18 protein-coding genes and 3 tRNA genes are annotated in these 26965 nt (G+C 70.8%); 7 read left to right on the forward strand and 14 right to left on the reverse strand.

The window, feature by feature from the left end:
- The first annotated feature begins 65 nt into the window (after positions 1-65).
- Positions 66-1496, forward strand: coding sequence for a sensor histidine kinase (locus tag ACZ63I_RS14050; protein ID WP_469339221.1), 1431 nt, complete (start codon positions 66-68; stop codon positions 1494-1496).
- A 79-nt stretch (positions 1497-1575) separates the two neighbouring features.
- On the opposite strand, the gene ACZ63I_RS14055 is transcribed toward ACZ63I_RS14050, so the two are convergent.
- From ACZ63I_RS14055 to ACZ63I_RS14090, 8 genes are all read right to left on the reverse strand, one after another.
- A complete protein-coding gene (locus tag ACZ63I_RS14055; RefSeq protein WP_469338516.1) occupies positions 1576-2772 on the reverse strand; it encodes a ThuA domain-containing protein in 1197 nt (398 codons plus the stop codon).
- Positions 2772-5255: a PQQ-dependent sugar dehydrogenase gene (locus tag ACZ63I_RS14060; protein WP_469338517.1), complete on the reverse strand. Its 2484-nt coding sequence runs from the start codon at positions 5253-5255 to the stop codon at positions 2772-2774. Before ACZ63I_RS14060 ends, ACZ63I_RS14055 begins: the two co-directional genes overlap by 1 nt.
- A 226-nt stretch (positions 5256-5481) precedes the next feature.
- Positions 5482-6321: an ATP-grasp domain-containing protein gene (locus ACZ63I_RS14065; protein WP_469338518.1), complete on the reverse strand. Its 840-nt coding sequence runs from the start codon at positions 6319-6321 to the stop codon at positions 5482-5484.
- 81 nt (positions 6322-6402) lie between these two features.
- Positions 6403-7734, reverse strand: a complete 1332-nt coding sequence (locus ACZ63I_RS14070) for an ABC transporter substrate-binding protein (protein ID WP_469338520.1) — start codon at positions 7732-7734, stop codon at positions 6403-6405.
- Entirely contained in the window at positions 7731-8666 is a 936-nt protein-coding gene (locus ACZ63I_RS14075; RefSeq protein ID WP_469338521.1) for a hypothetical protein, read from the reverse strand. Before ACZ63I_RS14075 ends, ACZ63I_RS14070 begins: the two co-directional genes overlap by 4 nt.
- On the reverse strand, positions 8663-10138 hold the full coding sequence (locus tag ACZ63I_RS14080; protein ID WP_469338523.1) for a VWA domain-containing protein: 1476 nt from the start codon (positions 10136-10138) through the stop codon (positions 8663-8665). The genes ACZ63I_RS14075 and ACZ63I_RS14080 overlap by 4 nt, the downstream gene beginning before the upstream one ends.
- Before the next feature lie 86 nt (positions 10139-10224).
- On the reverse strand, positions 10225-12624 hold the full coding sequence (locus tag ACZ63I_RS14085; protein WP_469338524.1) for a serine/threonine-protein kinase: 2400 nt from the start codon (positions 12622-12624) through the stop codon (positions 10225-10227).
- Positions 12624-14288, reverse strand: coding sequence for a S1 family peptidase (locus ACZ63I_RS14090; protein ID WP_469338525.1), 1665 nt, complete (start codon positions 14286-14288; stop codon positions 12624-12626). The genes ACZ63I_RS14085 and ACZ63I_RS14090 overlap by 1 nt, the downstream gene beginning before the upstream one ends.
- Before the next feature lie 158 nt (positions 14289-14446).
- On the opposite strand from ACZ63I_RS14090, the gene ACZ63I_RS14095 reads away from it, so the two are divergent.
- Both ACZ63I_RS14095 and ACZ63I_RS14100 read left to right on the forward strand, forming a co-directional pair.
- Entirely contained in the window at positions 14447-14743 is a 297-nt protein-coding gene (locus ACZ63I_RS14095) for a trypco2 family protein (protein ID WP_469338527.1), read from the forward strand.
- 23 nt (positions 14744-14766) lie between these two features.
- On the forward strand, positions 14767-15483 hold the full coding sequence (locus ACZ63I_RS14100) for an RraA family protein (protein ID WP_469338529.1): 717 nt from the start codon (positions 14767-14769) through the stop codon (positions 15481-15483).
- A 310-nt stretch (positions 15484-15793) separates the two neighbouring features.
- On the opposite strand, the gene ACZ63I_RS14105 is transcribed toward ACZ63I_RS14100, so the two are convergent.
- From ACZ63I_RS14105 to ACZ63I_RS14115, 3 genes are all read right to left on the reverse strand, one after another.
- A tRNA-Ile gene (locus ACZ63I_RS14105) sits at positions 15794-15867 on the reverse strand.
- Between the two features lie 165 nt (positions 15868-16032).
- Positions 16033-16105 (reverse strand) — tRNA-Asn (locus tag ACZ63I_RS14110).
- A gap of 5 nt (positions 16106-16110) precedes the next feature.
- Positions 16111-16183 (reverse strand) — tRNA-Asn (locus tag ACZ63I_RS14115).
- Positions 16184-16382: 199 nt separating this feature from the next.
- Between ACZ63I_RS14115 and ACZ63I_RS14120 the strand changes: the two genes are divergently transcribed.
- From ACZ63I_RS14120 to ACZ63I_RS14135, 4 genes are all read left to right on the forward strand, one after another.
- Entirely contained in the window at positions 16383-16709 is a 327-nt protein-coding gene (locus tag ACZ63I_RS14120) for a YtxH domain-containing protein (protein WP_469338530.1), read from the forward strand.
- Positions 16710-16801: 92 nt separating this feature from the next.
- Positions 16802-18274 carry an FGGY family carbohydrate kinase gene (locus tag ACZ63I_RS14125; RefSeq protein WP_469338532.1) on the forward strand — a complete coding sequence of 491 codons (1473 nt, stop codon included), beginning with the start codon at positions 16802-16804 and terminating at the stop codon, positions 18272-18274.
- Positions 18275-18552: 278 nt separating this feature from the next.
- Positions 18553-20286, forward strand: coding sequence for an ABC transporter ATP-binding protein (locus tag ACZ63I_RS14130; protein WP_469338534.1), 1734 nt, complete (start codon positions 18553-18555; stop codon positions 20284-20286).
- Entirely contained in the window at positions 20286-22217 is a 1932-nt protein-coding gene (locus ACZ63I_RS14135) for an ABC transporter ATP-binding protein (protein WP_469338536.1), read from the forward strand. The genes ACZ63I_RS14130 and ACZ63I_RS14135 overlap by 1 nt, the downstream gene beginning before the upstream one ends.
- A gap of 75 nt (positions 22218-22292) precedes the next feature.
- On the opposite strand, the gene ACZ63I_RS14140 is transcribed toward ACZ63I_RS14135, so the two are convergent.
- The 3 genes from ACZ63I_RS14140 to ACZ63I_RS14150 all read right to left on the reverse strand — a co-directional run bounded on the left by ACZ63I_RS14140 (position 22293) and on the right by ACZ63I_RS14150 (position 26861).
- Positions 22293-23366, reverse strand: a complete 1074-nt coding sequence (locus ACZ63I_RS14140; RefSeq protein WP_469338538.1) for an RNA polymerase sigma factor — start codon at positions 23364-23366, stop codon at positions 22293-22295.
- Positions 23367-23585: 219 nt separating this feature from the next.
- Positions 23586-25511 carry a DNA primase gene (gene dnaG / locus ACZ63I_RS14145; RefSeq protein ID WP_469338539.1) on the reverse strand — a complete coding sequence of 642 codons (1926 nt, stop codon included), beginning with the start codon at positions 25509-25511 and terminating at the stop codon, positions 23586-23588.
- Between the two features lie 75 nt (positions 25512-25586).
- On the reverse strand, positions 25587-26861 hold the full coding sequence (locus ACZ63I_RS14150) for an NAD(P)/FAD-dependent oxidoreductase (protein ID WP_469338541.1): 1275 nt from the start codon (positions 26859-26861) through the stop codon (positions 25587-25589).
- Between the last annotated feature and the right edge of the window lie 104 nt (positions 26862-26965).

Raw genomic sequence — 26965 nt, forward strand, 5'->3', positions numbered from 1 at the left:
GCGCGGTGTGCGAGTACGGGGACCCGGGGTGGGCGGCGGGTGACTCCGTCGCGCCCCGGCTGCCCATGCTGCTGGAAGCCGTGCTCGGCATCGGCACCGATCTCGAACTGCGCACCACCCTCCAGCACATCGTGGACACGGCGGCCGATCTGCTCGGGGCGCGGTACGCGGCGCTCGGCGTGGTCGAGCCGGAGCACGGCACTCTCACCGAACTGTTCTCGGCGGGTCTGGACGAGGAGGAGCGCGCCGCGTTCGTCCTCGACCGGCGGCTGCCCGGCGCCGACGGCGGGGACGGCGGCCATCTGGGCGTACCGATCCAGGTGGAGGACGAGCGGTTCGGCCAGCTCTGCCTGACGCACAAGCGCACCGGGCCGTTCACCGAGGAGGACCAGGTCCTGCTGCGGGTGCTCGCGTCCCAGGCGGGCATCGCGATCGGCAACGCCCGGCTGTACGGGACGGCCCGCCAGCGCGAGCGGTGGATCCAGGGGGCGGCGGCCGTCACGACGGCGCTGCTCACGGGTGAGACGGCGGCCGACGCGCTGATGACGGTCGCCGAGTCGGCCCGTACCCTCGCGGACGCGGACGCCGGGGTGATCCTGCTGCCCACCGAGGCGGGCGGTATGGAGATCGTCGCCGCTTCGTCCGACAACGACCCGGCCGGCATGATCGGCGCCTCCATCGAGCCCGGGTCGCCGGTCCTGCGCCAACTGCTGGGCGGGGAGCCGGTGTTCATCGATGATTCGGCTTCGGATCCGCGGATGACCACCCGGGTGCGGGTGCGGTTCGGGCCGAGCATGATGCTGCCGTTGCAGAGCGGCGGGAAGCTGATCGGGACGCTCGCCCTGCCGCGGGTGCGCGGCGGCAGGCCGTACACGGCCGTCGACCGGCTGCTCGCCTCGCAGTTCGCCTCGCAGGCAGCGCTCGCGCTGGTCCTGGCCGACTCGCAGCACAACAGGGAGCAGCTCGCGGTGTACGAGGACCGCGACCGGATCGCCCGCGATCTGCACGATCTGGTCGTCCAGCGGCTGTTCGCGACGGAGATGATGCTGGAGTCGACCAGGCGGCGGGCCGAGGCCGGCCTCGGCGATCTGCTCGGGCGGGCCGTCGACGAGCTGGACTCCACGATCCAGGAGGTGCGGACGGCGATCTTCGCGCTCCAGCAGCCGCCGGCCGACGCGCCGACGAGTGTGCGCGGGAAGGTGCTGCGCGAAGCGGGCGGCGCCGGGGTGCTGCTGGGACTGCGGCCTTCCGTGCAGTTCACCGGGCCTGTGGACACCGTCGTCGAGGAGCCGGTCGGCGGGCAGTTGCTCGCCGCGCTGCGCGGCGCGCTGGCGGCGGCCCACCGGCGCAGCGAGGTGACGGCGGTCGACGTGGAGGTCGACGCCACTGCCCGGCTGCCGGACGGGCGGTCGGGCGTGCGGCTGACCGTGAGCGACGACGGGCGGCGCGCGGACGGCGGGCGGGGTACGACGACGACATGGCAGGCGCCGGTGTGAACGTGGCGTTGCCCCCGCCCCTGGTGGGGGACGGGGGCAACGCCACCTGTCATGACACGACCGGCTTCATCCGACCGGTTCAGTGCGCTGCCGTCGCACCCCCCAGCGTGAAGGTGTCGATGTCGAACAGGGAGCCCGCACCGCCGGTGAAGCTCAGGAACAGCGGTCCGCTGCCGGTGCCGGTCAGTTGGGTGGAGACGGTGGTGAAGGTGTCCCAACTGCCGGTGGACTGCACGGCCACGGAACCCAGCAGGGTGCCGGTGGCCGAGCCCGAACGGATCTCGATGGTGCCGCCGGCGCCCGCGGAGGCGACGGACGCGCTGAAGCTCGTCGCGCCCTGTGTCTCCACGGAGTTGTAGCCGGCCCAGTCACCGTTCTCGATGTAGCCGAGGGTCTGGCCGCCGCTGGCGCCGCCGTGCCCGGCCGGCTGCACGCCGGACGACGAGGAGTACGACTCCCCTTCCACGGCGGTCGGTTCGCCGCCGCCACCGCCCGCGGGCGGTGCGCAGTCAGCGGTGACCTGGCCCGCCGCGTACTCGATCCCGCCGAGCAGCAACTGCTGGAAGTCGGGATCGGCGTACGTCTCGACGGTGTGGCCGAGCCCCGTGTAGAACGACCGTCCCTCGCCCTGCGGGTGGCACCACGTGATGGGGTGGTCCGCGCCCATGGTCCCGCCCTCGTAGCTCGACTCGTCGAGAGTCTGCAGCACATGGACGTCGGGCCGGGGGTCGGTCTTGTAGTTGTACAGCTCGTCGGTGTGGGTCCAGGCCGGCTCGAAGTGCGAGGTGGCCGGGTTGGTCAGGTCCTCGGTGCGGACCGTGGCCGCCTGGATGGCCGGGTGGCCGGAGAACCAGGCGCCGACGAGCTGTTCGTACGCGGGGGTCTCGTACTCGGCGTCGGCAGCGGCGTGGATCCCGAGGAATCCGCCGCCGCCGTCGACGTAACCGAACAGCGCGCTCTGCTGGGTGTCGTCGAGAAAGTCGCCCGTGGTGCTGACGAAGACCACGGCCTCGTACTGCGCGAGGTTCTCCGTGCTGATCGCCGTGGCGTCCTCGGTGGCTGTGACACTGAAGCCGTTGTCGGCGCCGAGTGCCTGGATCTCCGCGATGCCCGCCGGGATGGAGTCGTGCCGGAATCCGGCGGTCTTGGAGAAGACGAGCACCTGGTACGGGTCGTCCGCCTGCGCCGCCGTCGCGGGGGTCAGCAGGGCCGCCCCCAGGACGACAGCCGCGGCGCACGACAACTTCCGCAGCCTGCTGGTGGTGTGACGTTCCATCAGGCACCGCCGGTGGTGAAGGTGAAGGCGTCCAGGTCGAACAGGTTGCCCTGGCCCGTCGGGCCCTTGAAGACAAGGGTCAGATCGGTCGAGCCGGCCGGCGCGTTGCTGAGGTCGACCGTCACGTTGGCGAAGGTCTCCCAGTCACCGGTCGGTGCGACGGTCCCGGTGCCCAGCAGGGTGCCGGTCGCGGAGCCCGCCCGTACCTCGATGGTGCCGCCGGGACCCGCGGACGAGACCCTGGCCGAGAGCTGGGTCGCCTGAGCCAGCTCGTACGGGGTGAAGGTGATCCAGTCGCCGTCGTCGGTGAAGCCGACGGTGCTGCCGCCCTCCGCGGTGCCGTGGTTGGCCACCTCGATGCCGGACTGGGTCGAGTAGTGCTCGGCCTGCCGGTGCTTGGGCTGGAGCTTGCTGACGCTGTGCGAGGTCAGGCCGCCGGCGTCGGTGTACTCGGCGTCGAAGACCCCGTACAGGTTGGCGGCGGCGTCGTGTTCACCGTCGGTCGGTACGGTCAGCGAGCCTTCGCAGCCGCCGGCCGAGGTGATCTGGTGCTCGTGGCTGTCGTGGCCGAGCAGGTACGTGACCTTGACCTTGGCGCAGTCGATCGGGCCGTCCTCGGGGTCACTGCCCTCGACCTTGAACGGGACCGTGTCGCCGAAGGCGAACAGCTCGCCGTTGGTGGGGGTGGTGAGCTTGACCGTCGGGGCGGTGTTGCCGACCGTCACCACCAGGCTGGCGGTGCCGGACAGACCCTCCGGGTCCTTGACGGTGAGGGTGGGCTGGAAGGTGCCCGTCGCGGTGTACGTGTGGCTGGGGTTGGCGTCCGTGGACGTCGCGCCGTCACCGAAGTCCCACGAGTAGCTGAGCGCCCCGTTCTCCGGGTCGGAGCTGCCCGCCGAGGAGAACGTCACCGCGAGCGGTGCCTGGCCCGAGGTCTTGTCGACGGCGGCCTTGGCGATCGGGCTGCGGTTGGTGCCCGCGACGTATTCGACGCGGTAGAGCGCCTGGTTGTCGGAGCCGGTGCCGTAGTCGAGGACGTACAGCGCGCCGTCGGGTCCGAAGGCGGTGTCCATGACCTGGGTGCCGGTCCACGGGAAGTCGTCGATGGTGCCGGGGCTGCCGTCGGCGTTGACCGTGATGGCCTTGATCCACTGGCGGCCGTACTCACCGGCGAAGAACTTGCCGTCGAGCGACTCGGGGAACTTCACGTCCGAGTTGAGGTTGGCGTCGAAGTGGTAGACCGGGCCGCCCATCGGGGACTCGGAGCCGCCGCCGAACTCGGGCGGGGAGCCCGCGTCACCGCCGTACTTGATCCAGGCGGCCTTGGGCGCCGGCAGCTTGTTGAGCCCGGTGTTGTGGGGGGAGTTGTTGGCGGGGCCGCCCGCGCAGTCCGCCTTGGCGCCCGAGGGGCCGTCCGGGAAGGTGTAGGCGTTGTACGACTCGGTCTCGGTGTTCGTACCGGTGCAGTACGGCCAGCCGAAGTTGCCCGCCGAGGTGATCCGGTCGAACTCGACCTGGCCGCCGGGGCCCCTGTTGGGGTCGGTGGTACCGGAGTCGGGCCCGTAGTCACCGACGTAGACGATGCCGGTGGGCTTGTCGACCGCGAGCCGGAAGGGGTTGCGGAAGCCCATCGCGTAGATCTCGGGACGGGTCTTGTCCGTGCCGGGCGCGAAGAGGTTGCCGTCGGGGATGGTGTAGCCGCCGTCGGCCGTCGGGTGGATCCGCAGGACCTTGCCGCGCAGGTCGTTGGTGTTGCCCGCGGAGCGCTGGGCGTCGAACTGCGGGTTGCGGTCGGTCCGTTCGTCGAGCGGCGCGAAGCCCTGCGACTCGAACGGGTTGGTGTCGTCACCGGTCGACAGGTACAGGTTGCCCTGCGCGTCGAAGTCGATGTCGCCGCCGACGTGGCAGCACTGGCCGCGGTCGTTGGCGACTTCGAGCAGGACCTTCTCGCTGGCCAGGTCGAGGGTGCCGTCGGTGTTGAGCACGAACCGCGAGAGGTTCAAGTGGCCCTTGAACGCCTCGAAGTCGGCCGCGCTGCCGGTGACCGGGGCGTCGCCGTCCGGGGTCGTCAGCTTGGGCGAGTAGTACAGGTACAGATAGTGGTTGGTCGCGAAGTCGGGGTCGGCGGCGACCCCCTGCAGACCTTCCTCGTCATGGGTGTAGACGTTCAGCTTGGCCGAGGTCTTGGTGTTGCCCGCGGCGTCCGTGTACCGGAGTGTGCCGTCACGCGCCGTGTGCACGACCGCCCGGTCCGGCAGGACGGCGAGGGACATGGCCTCGCCCAGTTCCGCGCCGCCGGACGCGAGTTGGACCTGCTGGTAGTCGCCGGCCGGGATGTCGGCGGGGGCCGCCTTCGCCGCCGGAGCCGCCTTGGCGACCGGTGCGGGGGCCGCTGTCGCCGCCGTGCTGATCCCGATGCCGCCGCCGAGCGCGAGCACGAGCGCCGTCGCCAATCTGGACCATGCTGGAGGACTTGCTGACATGGAGCTTCCTTCCTGACCCTGCGGTGGGGGGTGTGTCAGGCAAGGCGCGCGCCGTCGCGCTTTGCTTGTGTGTCACAGAGGGATTTCGGGTGGGGTCGAGTTCTCTGTCAACGCAGTGAGCGATTGCATGCTGGCAACACGGAATTAATTTGTCAAGGTCGTGTCAAAATCTCTAACGGGCTCGACGGCGGCTGGAGTTAGCGACCCCGGCGGCGGCCGAAGACCCTCATCCCGAGATGGTTGACTGCGTGAACAAATTGATCGACGCGGTCAGCCGCGCGCTGAACGCCTCCCGGGTCGCGGCGTCCAGCAGCCCCAGCGAGAGATACGGATTGAGGTCCTCCAACTCGACGAGCAGCAGCTCCCCGCCGGGCGCGCGGCAGGCGTCCACCCGCTGGATCCCGTGGCTGATGTCGTTCCACTCCACGAACCGCCGGGCGAACTCCAGATCGGCGGGGGCCGGCTCGTAGCGCGCCAACTCCCAGCGCCGCGCCGGGTCGGGCGCGTACAGGGCGTACTGGAAGTCCCGGTCGACGAAGTAGAACGAGACCTCGTAGCGGAACGCGATCCGCGGCTGTACGAGGACGTCACCGAAGGCGATACCGGCGGCCGAGGGGTCCCGTACGAACCGCATGCCTATCGAGTCGGCGCCCGCCTTCGGCTTGACGACGTACTCGGCGGCGGCCGGCAGCCTGCCCAGGTCTGCGGCGCTGTCGACGGTCGGGATCACCGGCAGCCCCGCGGCGCTCAGCTCCACCAGATACTGCTTGCCGCGCATGTCGGCCCGCCCGGTCAGCGGGTTGTACACCCGCGTCCCCGCCGCGAGTGCGGCGGTGCGGAACGCCTCGTACCGCTCCTGGTAGTGGATGACGGGACCGCTGTTGCGGACCAGGACCACATCGAAGTCCGCCATGAGCCGCACCGCGTCCAGGGGGTGGCAGAGCGCGACGGTGAAGTCGCGCCGCAGCCGGGACGAGAGCCAGACGTCCTCGTCGCCGTACCGGCGCCCGGCGGCCTCGTAGGCGAGGTCGGTGACGTAGAGGACGCGGGGCGGCAGGGCTGGCATCGTCGCATCGTAGGACACGGAGCGCGGGCGCCACCGGCCCGAGCCCCCGGCCCGTCCGGTGCGCCCCGGCGCCCGCGCAGCTCAGCCCGAGCCGCAGACCGCGAACTGCGGCCACTGCCCCTTCAGACCCGCCTTGACCTGGCCCAGGTCGTACAGCTCCGCGTCGAGTTCGCCCGTCGCGAGATACCGCTGCGCCGAGTCGCTGAAGGCGTCCCGCATCTGCGACGGCATCGCGTCGGACGCGTCCCAGCACTGGGTGGCGGTCGGGTCGCTCAGGGTCCTGGCGATGGTCTCCGCCGTGGGGTCCCCCGCGTACGCCGTCCGCAGCACCCGGCGGTTGGCGGAGAAGCCCGACTTCGCGGTGTTCCAGCGCTGTTGGACCTCGGCCGACGCCATGTACCGGATGAGCTTCCTGGCTTGCGGGGTGTTCGTCAGCATGGCGGCCAAGTCCCCGGAGATCTCCCAGGTGTTCTGCTGCTGCCTGGCGCCCGGGATGACCTTCGACGACGGCACGTAGGCGCCCTCGGCCTTCGTCCAGGACGGGAAGTGCCGGACGAAGGACGCCTGGTGTTCGAGACCGCACCCCGAAGCGGACCGCCCGACGTGCTGGGACGCCTTGTCGTAGTCGGTCATGAGCGCCTTCGCCGCCCGTGGCGTACCGGCGCCGACCAGCCTGCCCCAGGTCTGCCAGGCCCGCTTGATGTCCTTGTTGTCCCAGGCGAGTTCGCCGTTCGCGAACTGCTGGTACACGGTCGGGCCCGCCTGTTGCAGCAGGATGTCCTCCAGCCAGTCGGTGCCCGGCCAGCCGGAGGTCGCGCCGTTGCCCATGCCGAGGCACCAGGACGCGGGCTCGGCGGCGACGGCGGCGAGCCGCTCGTCCGGCAGATTCCCCCGGTGCCACACCATGCTCTTGAGGTCGGCGGCCACCGGCACCCAGTACGTGTGGTCGGCGGTGCTCTTGGCGCCCTGCACGGCGGGCATCCAGGTGGGGCCGAAGTCCTTGGTGCCGACCAGCCCGTCCAGCGGCTTGAGCCGGCCCTGGCTCGCGTAGTCGGCCAGCTCCCCCGGCCCCGGCATGACGACCACGTCGGGCGGCGTACCGCTCTCCACGTCGGCGGCCAGCACCTGGCTCTCGGCCGAACTGCCCTGGTAGACCACGTGGATGCGGTACTTGTCCTCGAACGGTTCGATCACGCTGTCCCGCAGGTTCTGCTCGTTCGCGCCGCTCCAGTTGGCGAGCAGCGTCACCGAGCCCTTCCAGCGGAGCGTGTTGACACCCACGGCGAGTCCGGCGAGCACGGCGACGCAGACGCCGACCACGACGAGCGTGCGGGTCCTCGGGCGGCGCACCGGGCGGCTCTTCGGGCGGCTCTTCGGGCGGTCGCGCACCGGGCGGTTCTCCGGCCCGCTCACCGGGACGACCTGAGCCGGTACTCACTGATCCGCGGCACAAGCCCTGCGGCGACCAGCACCATCAACACCACTCCCCCGGCGAGAATCCAGTTGGCCACGGCGGCCCGCGGCCCGGCGCCGCTCATATGTCCTGCCACCGTCGCGGGGTTCGGGAGTCTCCCGTCCACCGCTCCGTTCAGCAGCGCGGCGGAGTCCGTCAGCCCGTCGTGCGTCCACCAGGTGAACAGCGCGAGCACGAGCACCCCGGCGACCAGCAGGACGGTGGCGGCGGCGAGCGGACGGTTCCAGCGGTGCCGGAAGCGCCGCCGGGTGAAGCGCTGGGTCTCCACCAGCGCCAGGCAGAAGCTGCCGCAGATCAGCACGACCGCCGCCCAGCCGATCAGCAGCGGCCAGCCGAACTCCGCCTGCTGGTCGACCACTTGCTCCTGCTTACGCTGAAGCTCGGCGAGCCGGCCCAGGAGCGAGTCACTGGTCGGGAGCGCCGCCGAGTTGCCGTCGAGCACGGTCGCCGCCGTGTGGAAGTACGCGTTCTGGAGGGGCGATCCGGCCGGTTCCCTGTTGGCCTTCTCGATCCAGCTCGAATAGACGGTGAGCAGCCCGGCGACGGTCTGCAGGGTCTGCCGGCCCTCAAGACCCGTCACATCCTCCGAAGCCGCCACGCCCAGGCTCTGGTTGGCGACGGCGAGCTTGGTCGACGCGTCACTCGTCCCCGGCACCCCGGCCGCGCCGCTGTTCACCGCGCTCTCCTGCGCCTCCCGGAGGGCGTTCTGCGCGGTGACGACGGCCACCACCCCGGGGGTACTCGCCGAGGCCAGCGGTACGGCGTCGGCGTGCACGCCCCGGTACGCGCCGAACAGCGCGAAGGTGGAGGCGGCGCCGAGGGCCAGCAGCAGCCAGAGCCGGCGGACCAGGTCCTGTGCCGTACTGCTCATGTCGCCGCCGCCTTGCGGGCGCCGCAGTACCTGCAGAACTTGTCCCGGGTCGCCACCGGCTCACCGCAGGACGGGCACGGCTCCGTGATGTCGGGCGGCGCCTCGGCCGCGCCGCCGGACGACCCCGGGAAGGCGCTGTGGCTGCTCGCGGTGATCAGATGCTGGAAGTCGACCGGTTTCAGACCGGGACGGAGCTTCACCCGGCCGGCCGCCGCGTCCAGCACCTCGACCAGCCGCCGCAGTTTGGCCAGTTGGCTCTGGTCGTTGACCTGCTGTGCCAACTGGACTGCCGCGCCCAGCAGTTGTTCGGACCGGCTCTTCTCACCGCGTCGGAAGGCGTCGGACGCCGCGGTCAGGGTCCTGCCCAGTTCCAGATGGCGGTTGAAGAAGTCGTTCTGGTTGTCGGTCCGTGAGCTGAGCGCCGGATCGTCGGTCCAGTGCACCAGACACGGCAGGGCCGTGGGCAGCAGCGCCTCGCCGCCGGCCGGCATCGCGATGCTGACGACGGCCAGTTGCAGATCCACCCGCGTCCGGCGCCCGGCGGGATCGGCGCTGACGCACAACTGGTATCTGCGCAGCTCGTTGCCCCAGGCCCGGGTGACGAACGCGGAAGGACCGTCCTCGGGGCCCGTGTCGACCAGGCTCACCTCGGTGGGCTCGACCTGCTTCAGGTAGCGCACGGTGTTCCCCGTCCGCGGCGCCACCTCGATGACCAGTTCGGGCACGGCCTTGGCGAGCAGGCCGCGCATCAACTGCTCGTACTCGCCCGGCAGATCCGCGTCTTTGCGTACCGCACTGCTCGCGCCGTGCAGCCTGCGGGTGATCTGCAGCAGCACCTGGGCGTCCCAGTCGGCGCCGATGCCCCAGCCGTCGCAGATGAACTGCCCCTCGCAGCGGTCGAGTACCCAGGCCAGCGGCATCTGCTGGTCGTGTTCGTTCCTGCCGTCGGTGAGCAGCAGGGCGTGCCGGATGGGCGCCGGCTGCTCCGCCAGGAGCCGGCGGGTCAGATCCAGCCACGTGCCGACGGCGGTGCCGCCGGCCGCGAGCAGCCCGTGCACGGCGCGTTCGGCCTCGGCGCGCAGGTGCGGGGTGGCGCGGACCATGGTCGGGGTCGCGGGGTAGGCCATGGTCGCGTCGTGGGCGCCCCTGACGACGGCGAACGGTGTGCCGTCGGGCAGCATCCGGAGGGCGGCGATCGCGGCTGCCTTGGCCGCGCGGAACTTCTCCGGCGGCCCGTTCATCGAGCTGGAGCAGTCGATGACGAGCACCTGGGCCAGGATCGAACCGGTCGCGGGCCCCGTGGCGCCGCCCACCCCTTCGACCTCGACGGTCAGGATCGCGTGCATGTCCTGCTGCTGCTTCCCCGCCGGCAGGTACTTCTGCTGGCTGACCGTGAGCTTGACGGTCGCGCTGTCGGTCTCCCCGTCGTCGTACGGATCGCTGTCGTCGTCGGTCCGCGCGTGAGCGTCCATGTCGTGTCCCCCTCCTGTGCGGTCCGTGCGGTCCGTGCGGTCCGTTCGGTCCCTGCCTTCCGTGCCGTCGGAATCGTCGTGCGCCGTCAGAAGCGGGTCTCGGGCCGGACGTCGTACGCCCGGTCGAGCAGCTCGCCGCGCTCCTCGACGGTGACGGCCTGCTCGGCGAGCTTCCGCAGTGACTGGTAGAGCAGCCCGGCCAGGGCGCGCCGGGTCGTGGCGCCCCCGAACAGCTCGCCTTCCGGGAGCCCTTCGGCCGTCCATGGGTGCTCGGTGTCGGCCGCCCCCGCCAGCACGTTCTCCCTGATCTCGGTGACCAGCCGGTCCCTGGCCCCGCCGTCGTCTAGCCGCAACTGCCCCAACCGCGCGTCGGCCTGGACCAGTTGAGCCACGGTCGGCGCCGCGCCGCCGAGCCGGCCGGCGAGCACCCGTATCGCGGCGATCCGGGCGGCGTCGAAGTGCCGGGAGGTGGTGGGGACGGCGTCGAGGACCTGGACGGCGCCCGCGCGGTCGCCGCGGCGCAGATGCACCCTGGCCATGCCGAAGGCCGCGCTGCCGCGCGTCCTGTCCCGCTGCCAGACGGCGTCGTAGTACTCGACGGTCTGGGTCCCCTTCGGGTCGGGGATCCTGGCGGCCCGCTCGGTCAGCGCCTTCGTGGTGAGTGCTTCGGCGCAGTAGCCGAGGGCCAGTTTCGGCGCCCACTCGCCAGGCAGCGTGTCGTAGGCGGCCATGAACATCTCCTGGGCCAGCTTGAGGTCGGGCCTGTCCCCCGCCAGCGCGAGCAGTCCCCGGTGCCAGGACAGCCGCCAGTCGTACCCGGCCGTGTCGGGGTCCAGCAGTTCGGTGGCCCTGGCCAGCCAGTTCGCCGCCTCGGTCCGCCTCGGGGCTTCGCCGTCCTGCGGCTTCGGATCGCTGCCGTCCTCCAGATAGGCGCGGCACAGCCACAGGGCGACCTCGACGGTGTCCAGCGCCCGGTCGCCCTTCGCCCGCTCGGCGATCCGGTCGGGGCTGTCGGCCGCGAGCCCGTCGATCAGCACGGCCGACGGGTCCTGCGGGTCGGGGATGGGGAGGGGCAGCCCGGAAGCGGCCTCGCGGGGGCCGGGCGGCGCGATGTCGAGATCCTGCGGCGGCCCGGTGCGGGCCGACCAGTGCGCCAGCGTGGGAATGCCGCCGAGACCGGGTCCGATGAGTTCGGCGACGGCCTCGAAGCGGGTCGAGCGCTCCGGGTACTGCTCGTGTTTGCTCAGGGCCCGGTACTCCCGCAGCACCTCCCAGAGCTGCCGGGACATCTGCGCGGCCGAGGTGAAGCGCGCTGCGGGCTCCTGGTGCGTGGCGCGTGTGACCAGGCGCGTGAAGGACTGGGCGGCCAGCCCCTTCGCGGGGGCGGCCCGCGTGGCCAGCGCCTGGAGGGTCCTGCCGACGGTGTACAGATCGGAGTCGACGTGGAAGCCCCGGCTCTCGCGCTCCTTCCTGGGCGGCGCGTACTCCGGCGTGTAGACGGGATCTGACGTGTCGTCACCGATCGGGCGTACGGCGCCCAGGTCGATGACCTTGATCTCGTGGCCGTACTGGATGACGTTCTCGGGCTTCATGTCGCAGTACAGGAGGCCCTGGTCGTGCAGGTACTCCAGCGCGCCCAGGATCTTGCAGCCGTAGGTGAGGACATGGTCGATCCCGAACGACTTGCCGAAGAGCCCCGTCAACTCCTCGTCGGTGGCGGTCAGATAGCTGTGCAGCGGCCGGCCGCCGATGTACTCCATGACGATGTAACCGGTCGGCTCTTCCTCGCCCGGCACCTCGTGTTCGATGTGGGAGAAGATCGCGACGATGTCCGGGTGGTGCAGGGTGGTGAGCGACCGGCGCTCCTCGACCGCGTTGCGCCGGGCGGCGGCGTCACGCGAGTTGATGAGGCCCTTCAGGACGACGTACTTGTCCTTCAACCGGGTGTCCTCGGCGAGATACACCTGGCCGAGGCCGCCGGCCGCGAGATAGCCGACGACCCGGTAGTGGCCGCCGATCTCGTCGCCCGGCCCCAGTTGGGGCTTGAAGGAGTACGGCGATCCGCACTCGGGGCAGAACCCGTGGTCGGGCGCCGGCCGGCCGGCGTGGCCGACGCCGATGGTGCCGGTGCAGCCGTCGACACCGCACCGCCGGCTGCCGGTCGGCGCGTGTGCGGTCGTGCTGACGACGTCGGCGAGTTCGGGTTTGAGGATGTCGGGCAGCAACACCAGCCCGTCGAGGTCGAGTTCGTCGGCGGGCTGGTCCGCGGACGATGCGTCCTGCGTCCCTTGGCCTGACCGCCCGGTGCCGCGTCCCCGCTGCCCCGGCAGGTTCTTCGGGCGGGGGCCGGGCGGCGGGGCGGCGACGGTGGGGCTGCCGTCCGGGGCCCGCTCGTCGCAGGTGTCGCAGAACCCGGTGACCATCACATGCCCCGGACAGCCGGGGCGCGGACAGCGGGTGCTCGTGGTGTCGGAGGCGGATGTCATCAGGTCGGCTCACCTTCCTGCGCCGGGCTCCCGTCCGACCCCTCGACGGAGCGGATGTAGTGGAGCACCGCGGCCTCCGCGGCCGCTACGTCGCACGGCCTGGCCTGGAGCAGTTGGTGCGCCGCGAGGTAGCGGTCGGCCATCTCCAGGTCCTCGTGGTCGGCCGCCGCCTGGTAGAGCGCGCCGTAGCCGGCGAGCCGGCCGCGTAACTCCTCCCGGCGTGCGACGAGTTCGTCGAGCTTGCCGATCGCGGTCCGGATCCGGTCGGCGGACCGGGCAGCGCTCTTGGCGAACACCCCGAGGTCGTGGTTCTGGCCCAGCCCCGCGACGAAGCCGTGCGTCCCGGCCAACTCCTGCCGCATGGCGTACGCGCGCACCAGCGCGCTCAGCGCGGGCTTCGAGGCGTCGGAGTACACGGTCGCCATGCGCTCTCGCAACGCGGTCGCCAGCGGCCCGGCGATCTCGTCCAACAGCGCTACGAGAGCGTCGTGTTGCCGCTGGGTCGGCTCGATCACCAGCTCGGACTGGGCGCGTCTGAAGTGTGCGCCGGCCGCGCCGAACACCAGCAGCAGTCTGCTGCCCTGAGTCCTGAGCAGCGCCAGCAGATCGAGCAACTGGTCGGGCTCGGCGGCCTTGTCGACGCCCACCACGACGAGGGTGAGGGTGGCTTTCGCCGCACGGATCCGGTCGATCGCCGGGTCGTCGGGCGGTTTCCACAGCCCCAGCCGATCGGCGATCAGGTCGGCGGCGGCATCGGCGGTCAGCCCGTCGGCGACCACGGCGAGGTCATGGCCGCCGGCCGAGGGGACCGTCCCCGGCGGGTCGAGCGAGGCGCGCCGGGTGGAGGCCCAGGTGCGTAACTCCCGGTCGGCCAGGGTGATCGCGCGGCGCAGCGTGGCGGCCCTGGCGGAGTCGCCGTCCGGCACGAGACTGATCTTGACCTGCCGGCCGTCGTCCCTGAACCAGGTGGCGAGCCGCTCGGCGAACGACGTGTCGAGCAGGGCCTCGTCGGCGCCGGAAGCGTCGGAACGCAGCCTGACGTCGACGGCTTCCAGCCCTTTGGTCCACTCGGCGACGTCCTTCAGATGCTGGACGATGGTCTCGGCCGGGCTCATGAAAGTGAACCCGCTGCCGCGTCTCGCCTCGGACTTGCTCAGCACCATCCCGACGACTTCGCCGGTCTCGACGTCCACCACACCGCCGCCGCTGAACCCGGGACTTGCCAACAACCCCGTGCCCAGCGGCGTCAACTGGACCTGCCCGTCGCGTCCGCAGCCGCCGAGGACGGTGGCGGGCAGCCAGATGCCGCCGTTGTGCGCCTCGGGGAAGCCGTACATCCGTACGGGCCTGCCGGGTGACGAGAGCCGGTGGAGCAGGACCGCCTCGTCGGCCGGGCGCGGGGTGTCCAGACTCAGCAGCGCCACGTCGGCGATCGGATCGAGGTCGGCGTCCAGCTCCTCCGGCTTGTACATGCCGTCAATGACATGCGCCGTGACTGACGGGACGTCAACTCCTTCGGCCCCGACGAACTCCGCGGTGACCGGCTCTCCTTGGCTGACCACATGGGCGCAGGTGAGCACGCGGTCCGGGCTCAACAGGATTCCGCTGCCGACGATCTCCCCGTCGCTCCGCCGAATCCGGGCCGCCCAACGAGGCGTACCCATAGCAGGTTTCGACACCGATTCCCCCATCGGTCGTCATGCCCGGACATCATACGCTTGCGCCTTGGCCGTGTCCCGGACTCCGCTGCCATACTCGAAGGCCGCGAACGAATGGCCGACACTCGTCGCGACGGGGTGCGTGACGGGGGAGGAGCGCAACGGTGGGCGAGCCTGATTTCGTAGGACTGTCCGAGGTGGTCCGGCAGGTACGGAGCGAACTGATGCGGGCGCGGCAGGAGGGGGACGCCCATCCCCTGGGCTTCGACGTGGAGCGCGTCAGCCTGGAGTTCACCGTGCAGGTCCACCGCACCGGCAGCGGCAAGGGCGGCCTGCGGATCGGTGTGGTGACCGCCGAACTCGGCGCGAGCCTCGACCGCGGGACCACGCATCGCGTACAGGTCGACCTCAAGCCGGAGTGGGAGGACGGCCGGACCAAGATCAGCCGTCAACCCAGATAATCACTCTGCTACTTTCAGGGGTTATGCCGAGCATGGACTCCCAGGAGCTGCGACGCCGGTTCGCGGCGTTGACGACCGCCCACTTCACGGATGCCTGCATCCGTGCCCAAATCCCTGTCCGCTGTGCCCCTTCGGCACTCCAGGCTGCCATCCCGGGCAGCCGCGTCGCCGGACGGGTGCTGCCAGCGCGGCACGCCGGCAGCGTCGACGTCTTCCTGGAGGCGTTCCAGGACGCGCAGCCGGGCGACGTCCTCGTGGTCGACAACGGCGGCCGCACCGACGAGGCCTGCGTCGGCGACCTGGTGGCGCTGGAGGCCCAGACCGCGGGCCTGTCGGGCCTCGTCATCTGGGGCCTCCACCGCGACACCGCCGACATCAGGGCGATCGGCCTGCCGGTCTTCAGCGCCGGCTCGCTCCCGACGGGGCCGCAACGCAGCGACCAGCAGCCGAAGAACGCGCTGGAGTCGGCGATCGTCGGCGAGTGGACGGTGAGCACCGAGGACCTGGTCTTCGGCGACGAGGACGGCGTGCTGTTCGTACCGTCGTCCCACGCCGCCGAAATCCTCGACCTGGCCGAGGGGATCCGCGACAAGGAGCGCCGGCAGGCGGAGCGAATCCGCTCCGGCACCTCCCTGCGCGCCCAGTTGCGCTTCGACGCCTACCTCACCGCCCGCAGCGAGAACCCGTCACTGACGTTCCGCGAGCACCTGCGCACGGTGGGCGGAGCGGTCGAGGAGTAGCCGTACCGACCGACGCCCCGGCCGCTCGGCACCCCGAGTGGTCGGGGCTCCGTCATGCCCGGGAGGCGGGTGTCACCCGTTCGGCGCTGCGGCGCGCTCTGCGCGGGGTGATGAGGTGATCGTCGGTCAGCCGCCGCGGGGGCCCGTCCGGCCGTACACGTATCCGATGGCCTGTCACGCCCTGACCGGTGGTCATTCGGGCGGCCGGGGGGCCGGACGGCCCTCGGCGGCGTGTCTTGCGGGGAGGGCACCCGGGGAGGGTGCACGCTTGTCGTGCAGGTCGAAACGATCCTGCTGACAAGCGTCCCGGTGGGGCGGGTGGGACTCGAACCCACGGCCGACGGATTATGAGTCCGCTGCTCTAACCGGCTGAGCTACCGCCCCTAACGGCGCGTCGCGCACATTTGTGCGCGCCGTCTGCCGCAGCATAGCCGCTCATACGATCTCCTGCCTCGGATGGTCGGCATCGCTGACCTTGAGGACTGTCCTCCGCGCCGCCCGGTTCCAGGGCATACGAAAAAGGACCCCGAAGGGTCCTCTTCCTCGCTGCTCCCCCGGCTGGACTCGAACCAGCAACCCTCCGGTTAACAGCCGAATGCTCTGCCAATTGAGCTACAGGGGATCGCGCTCCCCCGACTGGACTCGAACCAGTAACCTGCCGGTTAACAGCCGGCTGCTCTGCCAATTGAGCTACAGGGGATTGCTGCGTCTGCACCGAACCGTACCTACCCCGGGTCACCCGGGCGGCGCGCGTTCGCTGCGACACATACATTAGCGCAAGCAGGGGGGTGCTCCGCCAATCGGTATCGTCCCGGGTCACGTCGGGTGATCCCGGTCCGTATCGGGGTAGGCGCAGAGCACACGGCCCAACGCCTCGACGCTAGGTAAGGATGGCAGCCATGCGGTACCGCCTCACGTTCATCGCGGGGCTGGCTTTCGGTTACGTTCTCGGAACGCGAGCCGGACGCGAGCGCTACGAGAAGCTGAAGAAATCGGCCCGGCAGGTGTCGCAGAACCCCGCGGTGCGCAACGCCGCCGAGTCGGCGGCACAGACCGGCAGGGAGTTCGCCGGCAAGGCGTATCACTCGGTCAGCGACAAGGTGGGAGACAAGGTCGGGGACAAGGTGCCGACCTCGGTCGCCCAGCGGGTGCGCTCGCTGCGTGACCGCAGCAACGGCAACGGCAACGGCACGGGGCAGGACGACTGGGGCAGCAGCGCCACCTGACCCTGCCCCCGCGCAGTACCAGACGTTCCCGTGCGCACCCGAGCCGTACCGGCAGCGCACGTCGCGCCGCGCGTGCGGCAGAATCGGGTGGCATGGGAATAGTCGCCGGGTTGGACAGTTCGTCGGGGTCCACACGCATCGTCGTCTGCGACACGGACACAGGTGCCGTGCTGCGGCAGGGTTACGCGCCGCATCCGGTCGAGGCCAAGTCCGCCGAAGTCGATCCGCAGGTCTGGCTGCTGTCCCTCGGCGAGGCGGCGTCCGGCGGGCTGCTGGAGGGCGTGCAGGCCATCGGTGTCTCCGCCCAGCAGCACGGCATGGTGGCCCTGGACCGGCAGGGCAATCTCGTACGTCCCGCCCTGCTCGGCAACGACAAGCGGGCCCAGGTCGCCGCGGCCGACCTCATCGACCAGCTCGGCGGCCGGCAGCCCTGGGCCGAGGCCGTCGGGGGCGTACCGCAGTCCGGGCAGATCGTCGCCAAGCTGCGCTGGATGGCCCGCAACGATCCCGAGGCGGCGCGGCGCACGGCGTTCGTGATGCAGCCGCACGACTGGCTGGTGTGGCAGTTGCTGGGCCGCCCCGCGCGCCGCACCACCGACCGGGGCGCCGCTTCCGGCACCGGTTACTGGTCGGCGCGCACCGGCTCGTACCGCCCCGAACTCGTCGAACTCGCGCTGGGCCACCCGGCCGCGCTGCCCGAGGTGCTCGGCCCTTCGGAGGCCGCCGGGACCACCCCCGAGGGGCTGCTGATCTCCGCCGGTACGGGCGAGACCATGGCCGCCGCCTTCGGGCTCGGCGTCGGGCCCGGTGACGCGGTCGTCTCCCTCGGCGCCTCCGGTTCCGTGATGGCCGTCCATCCCGAAGCCCTCTCCGACCCGTCAGGGACGATCACCTCCTTCGCCGACGCCACCGGCATGCACCTGCCGGTCGTCCATACGCTGAACGCGGTACGGGCCCTGCGCGGCACCGCCGAGCTGCTGGGCACGGAGGATCTGGCCGAGCTGTCCACCCTGGCGCTCAAGTCCACGCCGGGCGCCTCGGGTCTGGTCTTCCTGCCGTATCTGGAGGGCGAGCGGACCCCGCATCTCCCGCACACCGCCGGCACGCTGAGCGGGCTGCGCCGCGAGTCGATGAAGCCGGAGCATCTGGCGAGGGCGGCTTTCGAGGGCATGATCTGCTCGCTCGCCGACGCGATGGACGTCCTGCGCAGGCGCGGCGTCGAGGTGCGGCGGGTGTTCCTGCTGGGCGCGGCGGCCGAACTGCCCGCCGTGCAGGCCGTCGCCCCCGCGATCTTCGGTGCGCAGGTCGTCGTACCGCAGCCCGCCGACTACGCGGCGCTCGGCGCCGCCCGGCAGGCGGCCTGGGCGCTCGGCGTCTCGCGGGGCTCGCTCGCGCCGCACACCCCGCCGGGCTGGCAGGGCGCGGCAGCGCAGGTGTTCGAGCCGGGCGAGGACGCCGCCGTCGGCGCCGCGGTGCGCCAGCAGTACGGGGCCACGCGCGACGAGATCCACCCCGGGGCGTTCGACAGCCGGCCGCAAGGCGGTGCAGGCGGCGCCGAGGACTGACAGGTGACGGGCGCGGGTGACGGGCGCGGGTGACGGGCACGGGTGACGGACGGCCGGGTGGCAGGCGGCGGGTGACGGGCGGCGGGTGACGGGCGGCCCGTGGCCGGCGCAGGGTGACTCGCGCGGGTAACCGGGAGTGCGCGGCGGGTCATCGGCGCAGCCGCGTCCTGTCCCTTACTTCTTGACCCGTCCTTGGACATTAACCCTTGGGAATCAACGGGCCGCGTGTCGCAAGATGGGGTCGGACCCCTGATCTTGCCGACTCCGAGAGACTACGCGTGCTCATTCGACTCCTGCGATCCCATCTCGCACCGTACAAAAGACCCATATCCATCCTGGTGGTGCTGCAGCTCCTCCAGACGATCGCCACCCTCTATCTGCCCAGCCTCAACGCGGACATCATCGACAACGGTGTCGTGGCCGGTGACTCCGGATACATCCTGCGCTTCGGCGGCATCATGCTCGGCGTCAGCGTGGTCCAGGTGATCTGCAACATCGGCGCCGTGTTCTACGGCGCCCGGACCGCTTCGGCGCTCGGCCGGGACGTCAGGGCCGCCGTCTTCTCGCGCGTACAGAGCTTCTCCGCGCGCGAGGTCGGGCAGTTCGGGGCGCCGACCCTGATCACCCGCACCACCAACGACGTCCAGCAGGTCCAGATGCTGGTGCTGATGTCGTTCACGCTGATGGTGTCGGCGCCCATCATGTGTGTCGGCGGGATCATCGCCGCGCTCGGCCAGGACGTCCCGCTGTCCACGGTGCTGCTGGCCGTCGTGCCGATCCTCGCCGTCTCCGTCTCGCTCATCGTCCGCCGGATGCGCCCGCTGTTCCGCGCCATGCAGGTGAAGCTCGACAGCGTGAACCGCGTGCTGCGGGAGCAGATCACCGGCAACCGGGTGATCAGGGCCTTCGTGAGGGACGAGTACGAGAAGGGGCGCTTCAAGGAGGCCAACACCGAGCTGACCGACCTCCAGCTCGCCACCGGACGGCTGATGTCGCTGATGTTCCCGACGGTCATGACGGTGGTGAACCTGTCGTCGATCGCCGTCGTCTGGTTCGGCGCGCACCGCATCGACAGCGGCGGCATGCAGATCGGCGCGCTGACCGCGTTCCTCTCGTACCTGATGCAGATCGTGATGGCCGTGATGATGGCCACCTTCATGTTCATCATGGTGCCGCGCGCCGAGGTGTGCGCCGAGCGCATCGAGGAGGTGCTGGACACCAGGTCGAGCGTGGTCCCGCCGGAGAATCCCGTACGGGAGCTGCGCAGGCACGGCCATCTGGAGATACGGGAAGCGGAGTTCCACTACCCCGGCGCCGAGGAGTCCGTGCTCAAGAACATCTCGCTGACGGCGAAGCCCGGCGAGATGACGGCGATCATCGGATCGACCGGCAGCGGGAAGTCGACGCTCCTGCATCTGATCCCCCGGCTGATCGACACGACGGGCGGCGAAGTCCTCGTCGACAACCAGGACGTACGGGAACTCGACCCGGTGCTGCTGGCGAAGACGGTGAGCCTGGTGCCGCAGAAGCCGTATCTCTTCGCCGGGACCGTCGCGACGAATCTGCGCTACGGGAATCCCGACGCGACCGACGACGAGCTGTGGCACGCCTTGGAGGTCGCACAGGCGAAGGGCTTCGTCACCGCGCTCGAAGGCGGTCTGAACGCCCCGATCGCGCAGGGCGGCTCCAACGTCTCCGGCGGCCAGCGGCAGCGGCTCGCCATCGCGCGCACGCTCACGCAGCGCCCCGAGATCTATCTGTTCGACGACTCGTTCTCGGCGCTCGACTACGCGACGGACGCGGCGCTGCGCCGCGCGCTGCTGCGGGAGACGGCGCAGGCGACGGTCGTGATCGTCGCCCAGCGGGTGTCCACCATCCGTGACGCCGACCGGATCGTCGTCCTCGACGAGGGCCGGGTCGTCGGCACGGGCCGCCATCACGAGCTGATGGCGGCGAACGAGACGTACCGGGAGATCGTGCTCTCCCAGTTGACCGAGGCGGAGGCGGCCTGATGAGCGGTGCGGGACGCATGATGGCCGCCGGGGCCGGCGCTCCTACGCAGCGGTCCATGGATTTCAAGGGGTCGGGCAAGCGGCTGCTGCGCCGGCTGGCGCGGGAGAAGACCACCCTCGTCTGGATGGTCACGGCCGGGATACTGAGCGTCGGGCTCGCGGTGACCGGACCGAAGATACTGGGCAAGGCGACCGACCTGATCTTCGCCGGGGTCATCGGCCGGCAGTTCCCCTCCGGCACCTCGAAGGCGCAGGCGATCGCGGCGCTGCGCGCGAAGGGCGACGGGTCGATGGCCGACCTGCTGTCCGGCGTCGACTTCACCCCGGGCGACGGCATCGACTTCGGCGCCGTCGGCAACGTCCTGCTGGTCACGCTGCTGATCTATGTGGGCGCCGGGCTGCTGCAACTCGTGTCGTCGCGGCTGTCCATCCGCGTGATCAACCGCACGGTGTACCGGATGCGGGAGGACGTGCAGGCCAAGCTGTCGCGGCTGCCGCTGTCGTACTTCGACCGGCAGGCGCGCGGCGAGGTCCTGAGCCGGGCGACGAACGACGTCGACAACATCTCGCAGACCATGCAGCAGACGATGGGCCAGCTCATCAACTCCGTGCTGACCATCCTCGGCGTGCTGATCGTGATGTTCTGGATCTCCTGGCTGCTGGCGCTGGTCGCGCTGGTGACGGTGCCGCTGTCGGTCTTCGTCGCGACCCGGGTCGGCAAGCGCTCGCAGCCGCAGTTCGTGCAGCAGTGGAAGTCCACGGGGAAGCTGAACGCGCACGTGGAGGAGATGTACACCGGGCACGCCCTGGTGAAGGTCTTCGGCCGGCAGGACGAGTCGGCGCAGGCGTTCGCCGAGCACAACGAGCAGATGTACGACGCCGCGTTCAAGGCGCAGTTCAACAGCGGGATGATGCAGCCGCTGATGCTGTTCATCTCCAACATCAACTACGTGCTGATCGCGGTCATCGGCGGACTGCGGGTCGCCTCGGGCACGCTGTCGATCGGTGACGTGCAGGCCTTCATCCAGTACTCGCGGCAGTTCTCGCAGCCGCTGACCCAGGTCGCCTCGATGGCGAACCTGATCCAGTCGGGTGTCGCGTCCGCCGAGCGTATCTTCGAACTGCTCGACGCGGAGGAGCAGGAGAAGGACGCCCCCGCCGTGGAGCGGCTGCGGGAGCCGCAGGGCCGGGTCGCGCTGGAGCATGTGGCCTTCCGCTACGACCCGGAGAAGCCGCTGATCGAGGACCTGTCGCTGTCGGTCGAGCCGGGCCAGACGGTCGCGATCGTCGGCCCGACGGGCGCCGGAAAGACCACGCTGGTCAATCTGCTGATGCGGTTCTACGAGGTGACGTCGGGCCGGATCCTGCTGGACGGCATGGACGTGCGGAACATGTCCCGGGAGGAACTGCGGTCCGGGATAGGCATGGTCCTCCAGGACACCTGGCTGTTCGGCGGCACGATCGCGGAGAACATCGCCTACGGCGCCTCCCGCGACGTGACCCGCGAGGAGATCGAGGAGGCGGCGCGCGCCGCGCACGCCGACCGGTTCGTCCGTACGCTGCCCGAGGGCTACGACACCGTGATCGACGACGAGGGGTCGGGTGTCAGCGCCGGTGAGAAGCAACTGATCACCATCGCGCGGGCGTTCCTGTCCGACCCGGTGATACTGGTGCTCGACGAGGCGACGAGTTCCGTCGACACCCGTACGGAAGTGCTGATCCAGAAGGCGATGGCGCGACTCGCCCACGGCCGTACGAGCTTTGTGATCGCGCACCGGCTCTCCACGATCAGGGACGCCGATGTGATCCTGGTGATGGAGGACGGCGCGATCGTCGAACAGGGCACGCACGACGAGCTGTTGGCGGCGGAGGGCGCGTACGCCCGGCTGTACGCGGCGCAGTTCGCGCAGGCGGTGGCGGAGGTGGACTGAGCGGCGTGCGCAGCGCGACGACGGTCCGCCGCAGCCGCCCGGCGGTGCGGCCGTGACGAAGCCAGGGGGCCGGAACTAGTCCAGGTAGCCGCGCAGTTGGTCGGCCAGCGCGTGGTCGCGGAGCTTGTTCAGGGTCTTGGACTCGATCTGCCGTATCCGCTCGCGCGTCACGCCGAAGATCCTGCCGATCTCCTCCAGCGTGCGCGGCCGGCCGTCCGCGAGGCCGTACCGGAGTTGGACGACCTTGCGTTCGCGCTCGCCGAGCGTGGAGAGCACCGCCTCCAGGTGCTGGCGCAGCAGCAGGAACGCCGCCGACTCGGACGGGGACGCCGCGTCGCCGTCCTCGATCAGGTCGCCGAGCGCGACGTCGTCCTCCTCCCCCACCGGGGTGTGCAGCGACACCGGTTCCTGGGCGAGGCGCAGCACTTCGGTGACGCGCTCGGGCGGCAGCTCCAGATGCGCGGCGACCTCGGCGTGGCTCGGTTCGTAGCCGCGCTCCTGGAGCATCCGCCGCTGGACGCGTACCACCCGGTTGATCAGCTCGACCACATGGACCGGGACCCGGATGGTGCGCGCCTGGTCGGCCAGGGCGCGGGACATCGCCTGCCGGATCCACCAGGTCGCGTACGTCGAGAACTTGTAGCCGCGCGCGTAGTCGAACTTCTCAACTGCCCTGATCAGGCCCAGGTTTCCCTCCTGGACGAGATCGAGCATGGTCAGTCCGCGCCCGATGTAGCGCTTGGCGACGGAGACGACGAGCCGCAGGTTGGCCTCTATCAGCCGCCGTTTGGCCATCCGGCCCATGACGACCAACTTGTCCAGGTCGAGCGCGAGTTGGGAGTCCAGGTCAACGGCCGTGCTCAGCTTCTCCTCGGCGAACAGACCGGCCTCGACACGGCGCGCGAGATCCACCTCTTCGACGGCGGTGAGCAGCGGGATCCGGCCGATCTCCCGCAGGTACTGGCGGAAGAGGTCGGACGACGCCCCGCCGGCGTCCGCACGGCTGCGGGCGCGGCTCTGCGGGGAGTCGGGCGCGGCGGAATCGTCCACGGGGGCCTCGGTGACGGTTTCCACGACCGTCTGCGGCGTGTCGGTCAACAGCCCGGTCAGGGGCTCGGTCACGGGCTCGGTCAGGGTCTGGGTCTGCACGGGGCGACCTCCAGGTGATCGCTGCACGACGAGCGGATCCGCGGGAGTTGGCGCCCACCGTCGTGGGCCGGCCGCGCTTCCGGAAACTCAGGCACCGCTCCCCAGTGTGGGGTACGACACAGGGCTGCCACGAGGGGCGTGCGACCACTTTCTGAGTCCGGTACGTAACCGGGCCGTTACCGTACGACGTACGGGGACGCCCTGCCCCGGGATGCCGCGTCAGAGCGCGTCGGCGCCCCTGTTGCGCAGGGCCTGGCTGTACTGCTGGAGCACCCACAGCTCGTTCTGCACGGCGTTGAACTGCTCGGGGTCGGCCTGCCCGCCGAGCCGCGTCAGCGTGCCCGTCACCTCGTGGATACGGCGGTCGACGGCCCGCAGCCGGACCTGGACGAGCTGCTGGCCCGCGTACATCTCGTCGATGGCCTTGCCCCGGAACACCTCGACGGCCAGCTCCGTGACCAGATGGCGCACGGTGTCGTTCGGCACGGTCTCCAGCACCCGCGCCAGATACGCGCGCCCGTCGGCCACGCCCTGTTCGGCGCCGCCCGCGTCCTCGACGCACTGGCGGACCATCGCGTACGGCGGGGCAGTGAACTCGTCGGCCCCGTAGGCGTCGAAGGCCGGGGAGACCAACTCGGGCCGCTGGAGGGCGAGTTTGAGCAGCTCGCGCTCGGTGCGGTGGGCGGGGCTGCGCAGATGCAGCGCGGGGCCCCGGGGCCCTTGCGGCGCCGCCGTGTCGTACCCGCCGCCCTGCTGCTGTCCGCCGCGGCCCGGCCCCGAGGGGCCGCCCTGGGCCGGGCCCCGGCCGCCTCGGTCGCGGGCCCAGCGCGCCACCTGGGCGACGCGCTTGACCACGAACTGGGTGTCGAGGATGCCCAGGATGCCGGCGAGTTGGACGGCGACCTCGTGCTGCGACGAGCCGCTCTTGATCCTGGCGACGATCGGCGCCGCCTCGTCCAGCGCGGCGGCGCGGCCCGCCGGGGTCTCCAGGTCGTAGCGCGAGACGATCTGCCGGATCGCGAACTCGAAGAGCGGTGTGCGCGGTTCGACCAGGTCCTGGACCGCTTCGTCGCCCTTGGCGAGGCGCAGCTCGCACGGGTCCATGTTGTCGGGGGCGATGGCGATGTACGTCTCGGCCGCGAACTTCTGGTCGTCCTCGAAGGCGCGCAGCGCGGCCTTCTGGCCCGCCGCGTCACCGTCGAAGGTGAAGATCACCCGCGCGCTGCCGTTGTCCATCAGGAGCCGGCGCAGGATCTTGATGTGGTCGCCGCCGAACGCCGTGCCGCAGGTGGCGATGGCGGTGGTGACGCCCGCGAGATGGCAGGCCATCACGTCGGTGTACCCCTCGACCACCACGGCCCTGCTGACCTTGGCGATGTCCTTCTTCGCCAGGTCGACCCCGTACAGCACCTGGGACTTCTTGTAGATCGGCGTCTCGGGGGTGTTGAGGTACTTGGGGCCGTTGTCGTCGTCGCGGAGCTTGCGCGCGCCGAAGCCGACGACCTCGCCCGAGATGTCGCGGATGGGCCACATCAGCCGGCCGCGGAAGCGGTCGATGGGGCCGCGGCGGCCGTCCTGGGAGATCCCGGAGAGGATCAGCTCCTTGTCGCTGAAGCCCTTGCCGCGCAGGTAGCGGGTGAGGTGGTCCCAGCCGGCCGGGCTGTAGCCGACCCCGAAATGCTCGGCCGCGGCCTGGTCGAAGCCGCGCTCGGCGAGGAACTTGCGGCCGATCTCGGCCTCGGCTGAGCCGAGCTGCTCGGCGTAGAACTCCGCCGCGATCTTGTGCGCCTCCACCAGGCGGGTGCGCTCGCCGCGCTGGCTCGACGGGTTGTAGCCGCCCTCCTCGTAGCGCAGGGTGATGCCCGCCTGGGCGGCGAGGCGCTCGACCGTCTCGGAGAACGAGAGATGGTCGATCTTCATCACGAAGGCGATGGTGTCTCCGCCCTCCTGGCAGCCGAAGCAGTGGAAGAGACCCTTGCTCGGACTGACCTGGAAGGACGGGGACTTCTCGTCGTGGAAGGGGCAGAGCCCCTTCAGATTGCCGCCTCCGGCGCTGCGTAGCTGAAGGTACTCGGACACGACGGCATCGATCGGGACCGCGTCCCGAACCGCCTTCACGTCGTCATCGTTGATCCTGCCGGCCACGGGGGAATTCTACGGGGCCGGACGGACACTCCCTCTCCGCAGGGGCGGTCAGGTTCTCCGCGCGCGGCCGTCCCGTCAGCCGTTCCCGAGGCTGGACAGCGCTACGCCCGGGTCGGCGAGGGCGTGCACGTCCAGGCTCGCGCCGGACCTGATCAGCCGCTGGATGTCCTCGGTGACGTCCCACACATTGACGTTCATCCCGGCGAGCACCCGGCCGTCCTTCAGCCAGAAGGCGATGAACTCCCGCTTTCCCGCGTCGCCGCGCACGACCACCTGGTCGTACGTGCCCGGCGGCGCCCAGCCCGAGTATTCGAGTCCGAGGTCGTACTGGTCGGAGAAGAAGTACGGGACGCGGTCGTAGACGACGTCCTGCCCGAGCATCGCGCGGGCGGCCTCCGGGCCTGAGTTCAGCGCGTTCGCCCAGTGCTCCACCCGGATCCGGGAGCCGGCGTCCGGGCCCCAGGCGAGCGGGACGGCCGCGACGTCGCCCGCCGCGAAGACGTCCGGGTCGGAGGTGCGGAGCCCGGCGTCGACGGCGACCCCGCCGCCCTCGGCGCGGGCGGCGAGTTCGAGGCCCGCCGCCTCGGCGAGGGAGACGCGCGGCGCGGCGCCGATCGCGGCCAGCACGTCGTGCGCGGGGTGGTCCTCGCCGTCGTCGGTACGGGCGGACAGGACCATGCCGTCCTGGCCGACGATCTCGGTGAGCCGGGCGCCGAAGTGGAAGCGCACGCCGTGCTCGCGGTGCAGATCGGTGAAGATCTGGCCCAGTTCCGGGCCGATGACCTGGTGCAGCGGGGTGTCCGCGGCTTCGACGACGGTGACCTCGGCGCCGTAGCTGCGGGCCGCGGCCGCCACTTCGAGCCCGATCCAGCCGGCGCCCGCGATGACCAGATGGCCGTTGTCGCGGCCGAGCGAGGCGAGCACCTGGCGCAGCCGGTCGGAGTGCGCGAGCCTGCGCAGATGGTGCACGCCGGCGAGGTCGGTGCCCGGGATGTCGAGCCTGCGCGGCTCGGCGCCGGTGGCGAGCAGCAGCTTGTCGTAGCGCACGGACGTACCGTCGCCCAGATGCACGCAGCGGGCCTCGCGGTCCACGGAGGTGACGGTCTGGCCGAGGTGCAGCTCGACCTCGGCCTGCGCGTACCAGGCCGGTTCGTGGACGAAGACGGTGTCGCGCTCCTCCTTGCCGGAGAGATAGCCCTTCGACAGTGGGGGGCGTTCGTAGGGGTGGTCGCGCTCGTCGCCGATGAGGATCACCCGGCCGGTGAACCCTTCCGCGCGGAGGGTTTCCGCGGCTTTCGCCGCCGCCAGACCTCCACCGACAATGACGAATGTGCGATGTGCGTCGACCACTTGATGCCTCCTCGTTGCGCTGCCGCCATCTGCGAGCGTCCCGCACGGAGCGTGATGGCGATAGAGGGGGCGCTCCGTGCGCGTGCCTGATTGTCGTGATCCGG

Source organism: Streptomyces sp. NPDC087906 (assembly GCF_055584925.1).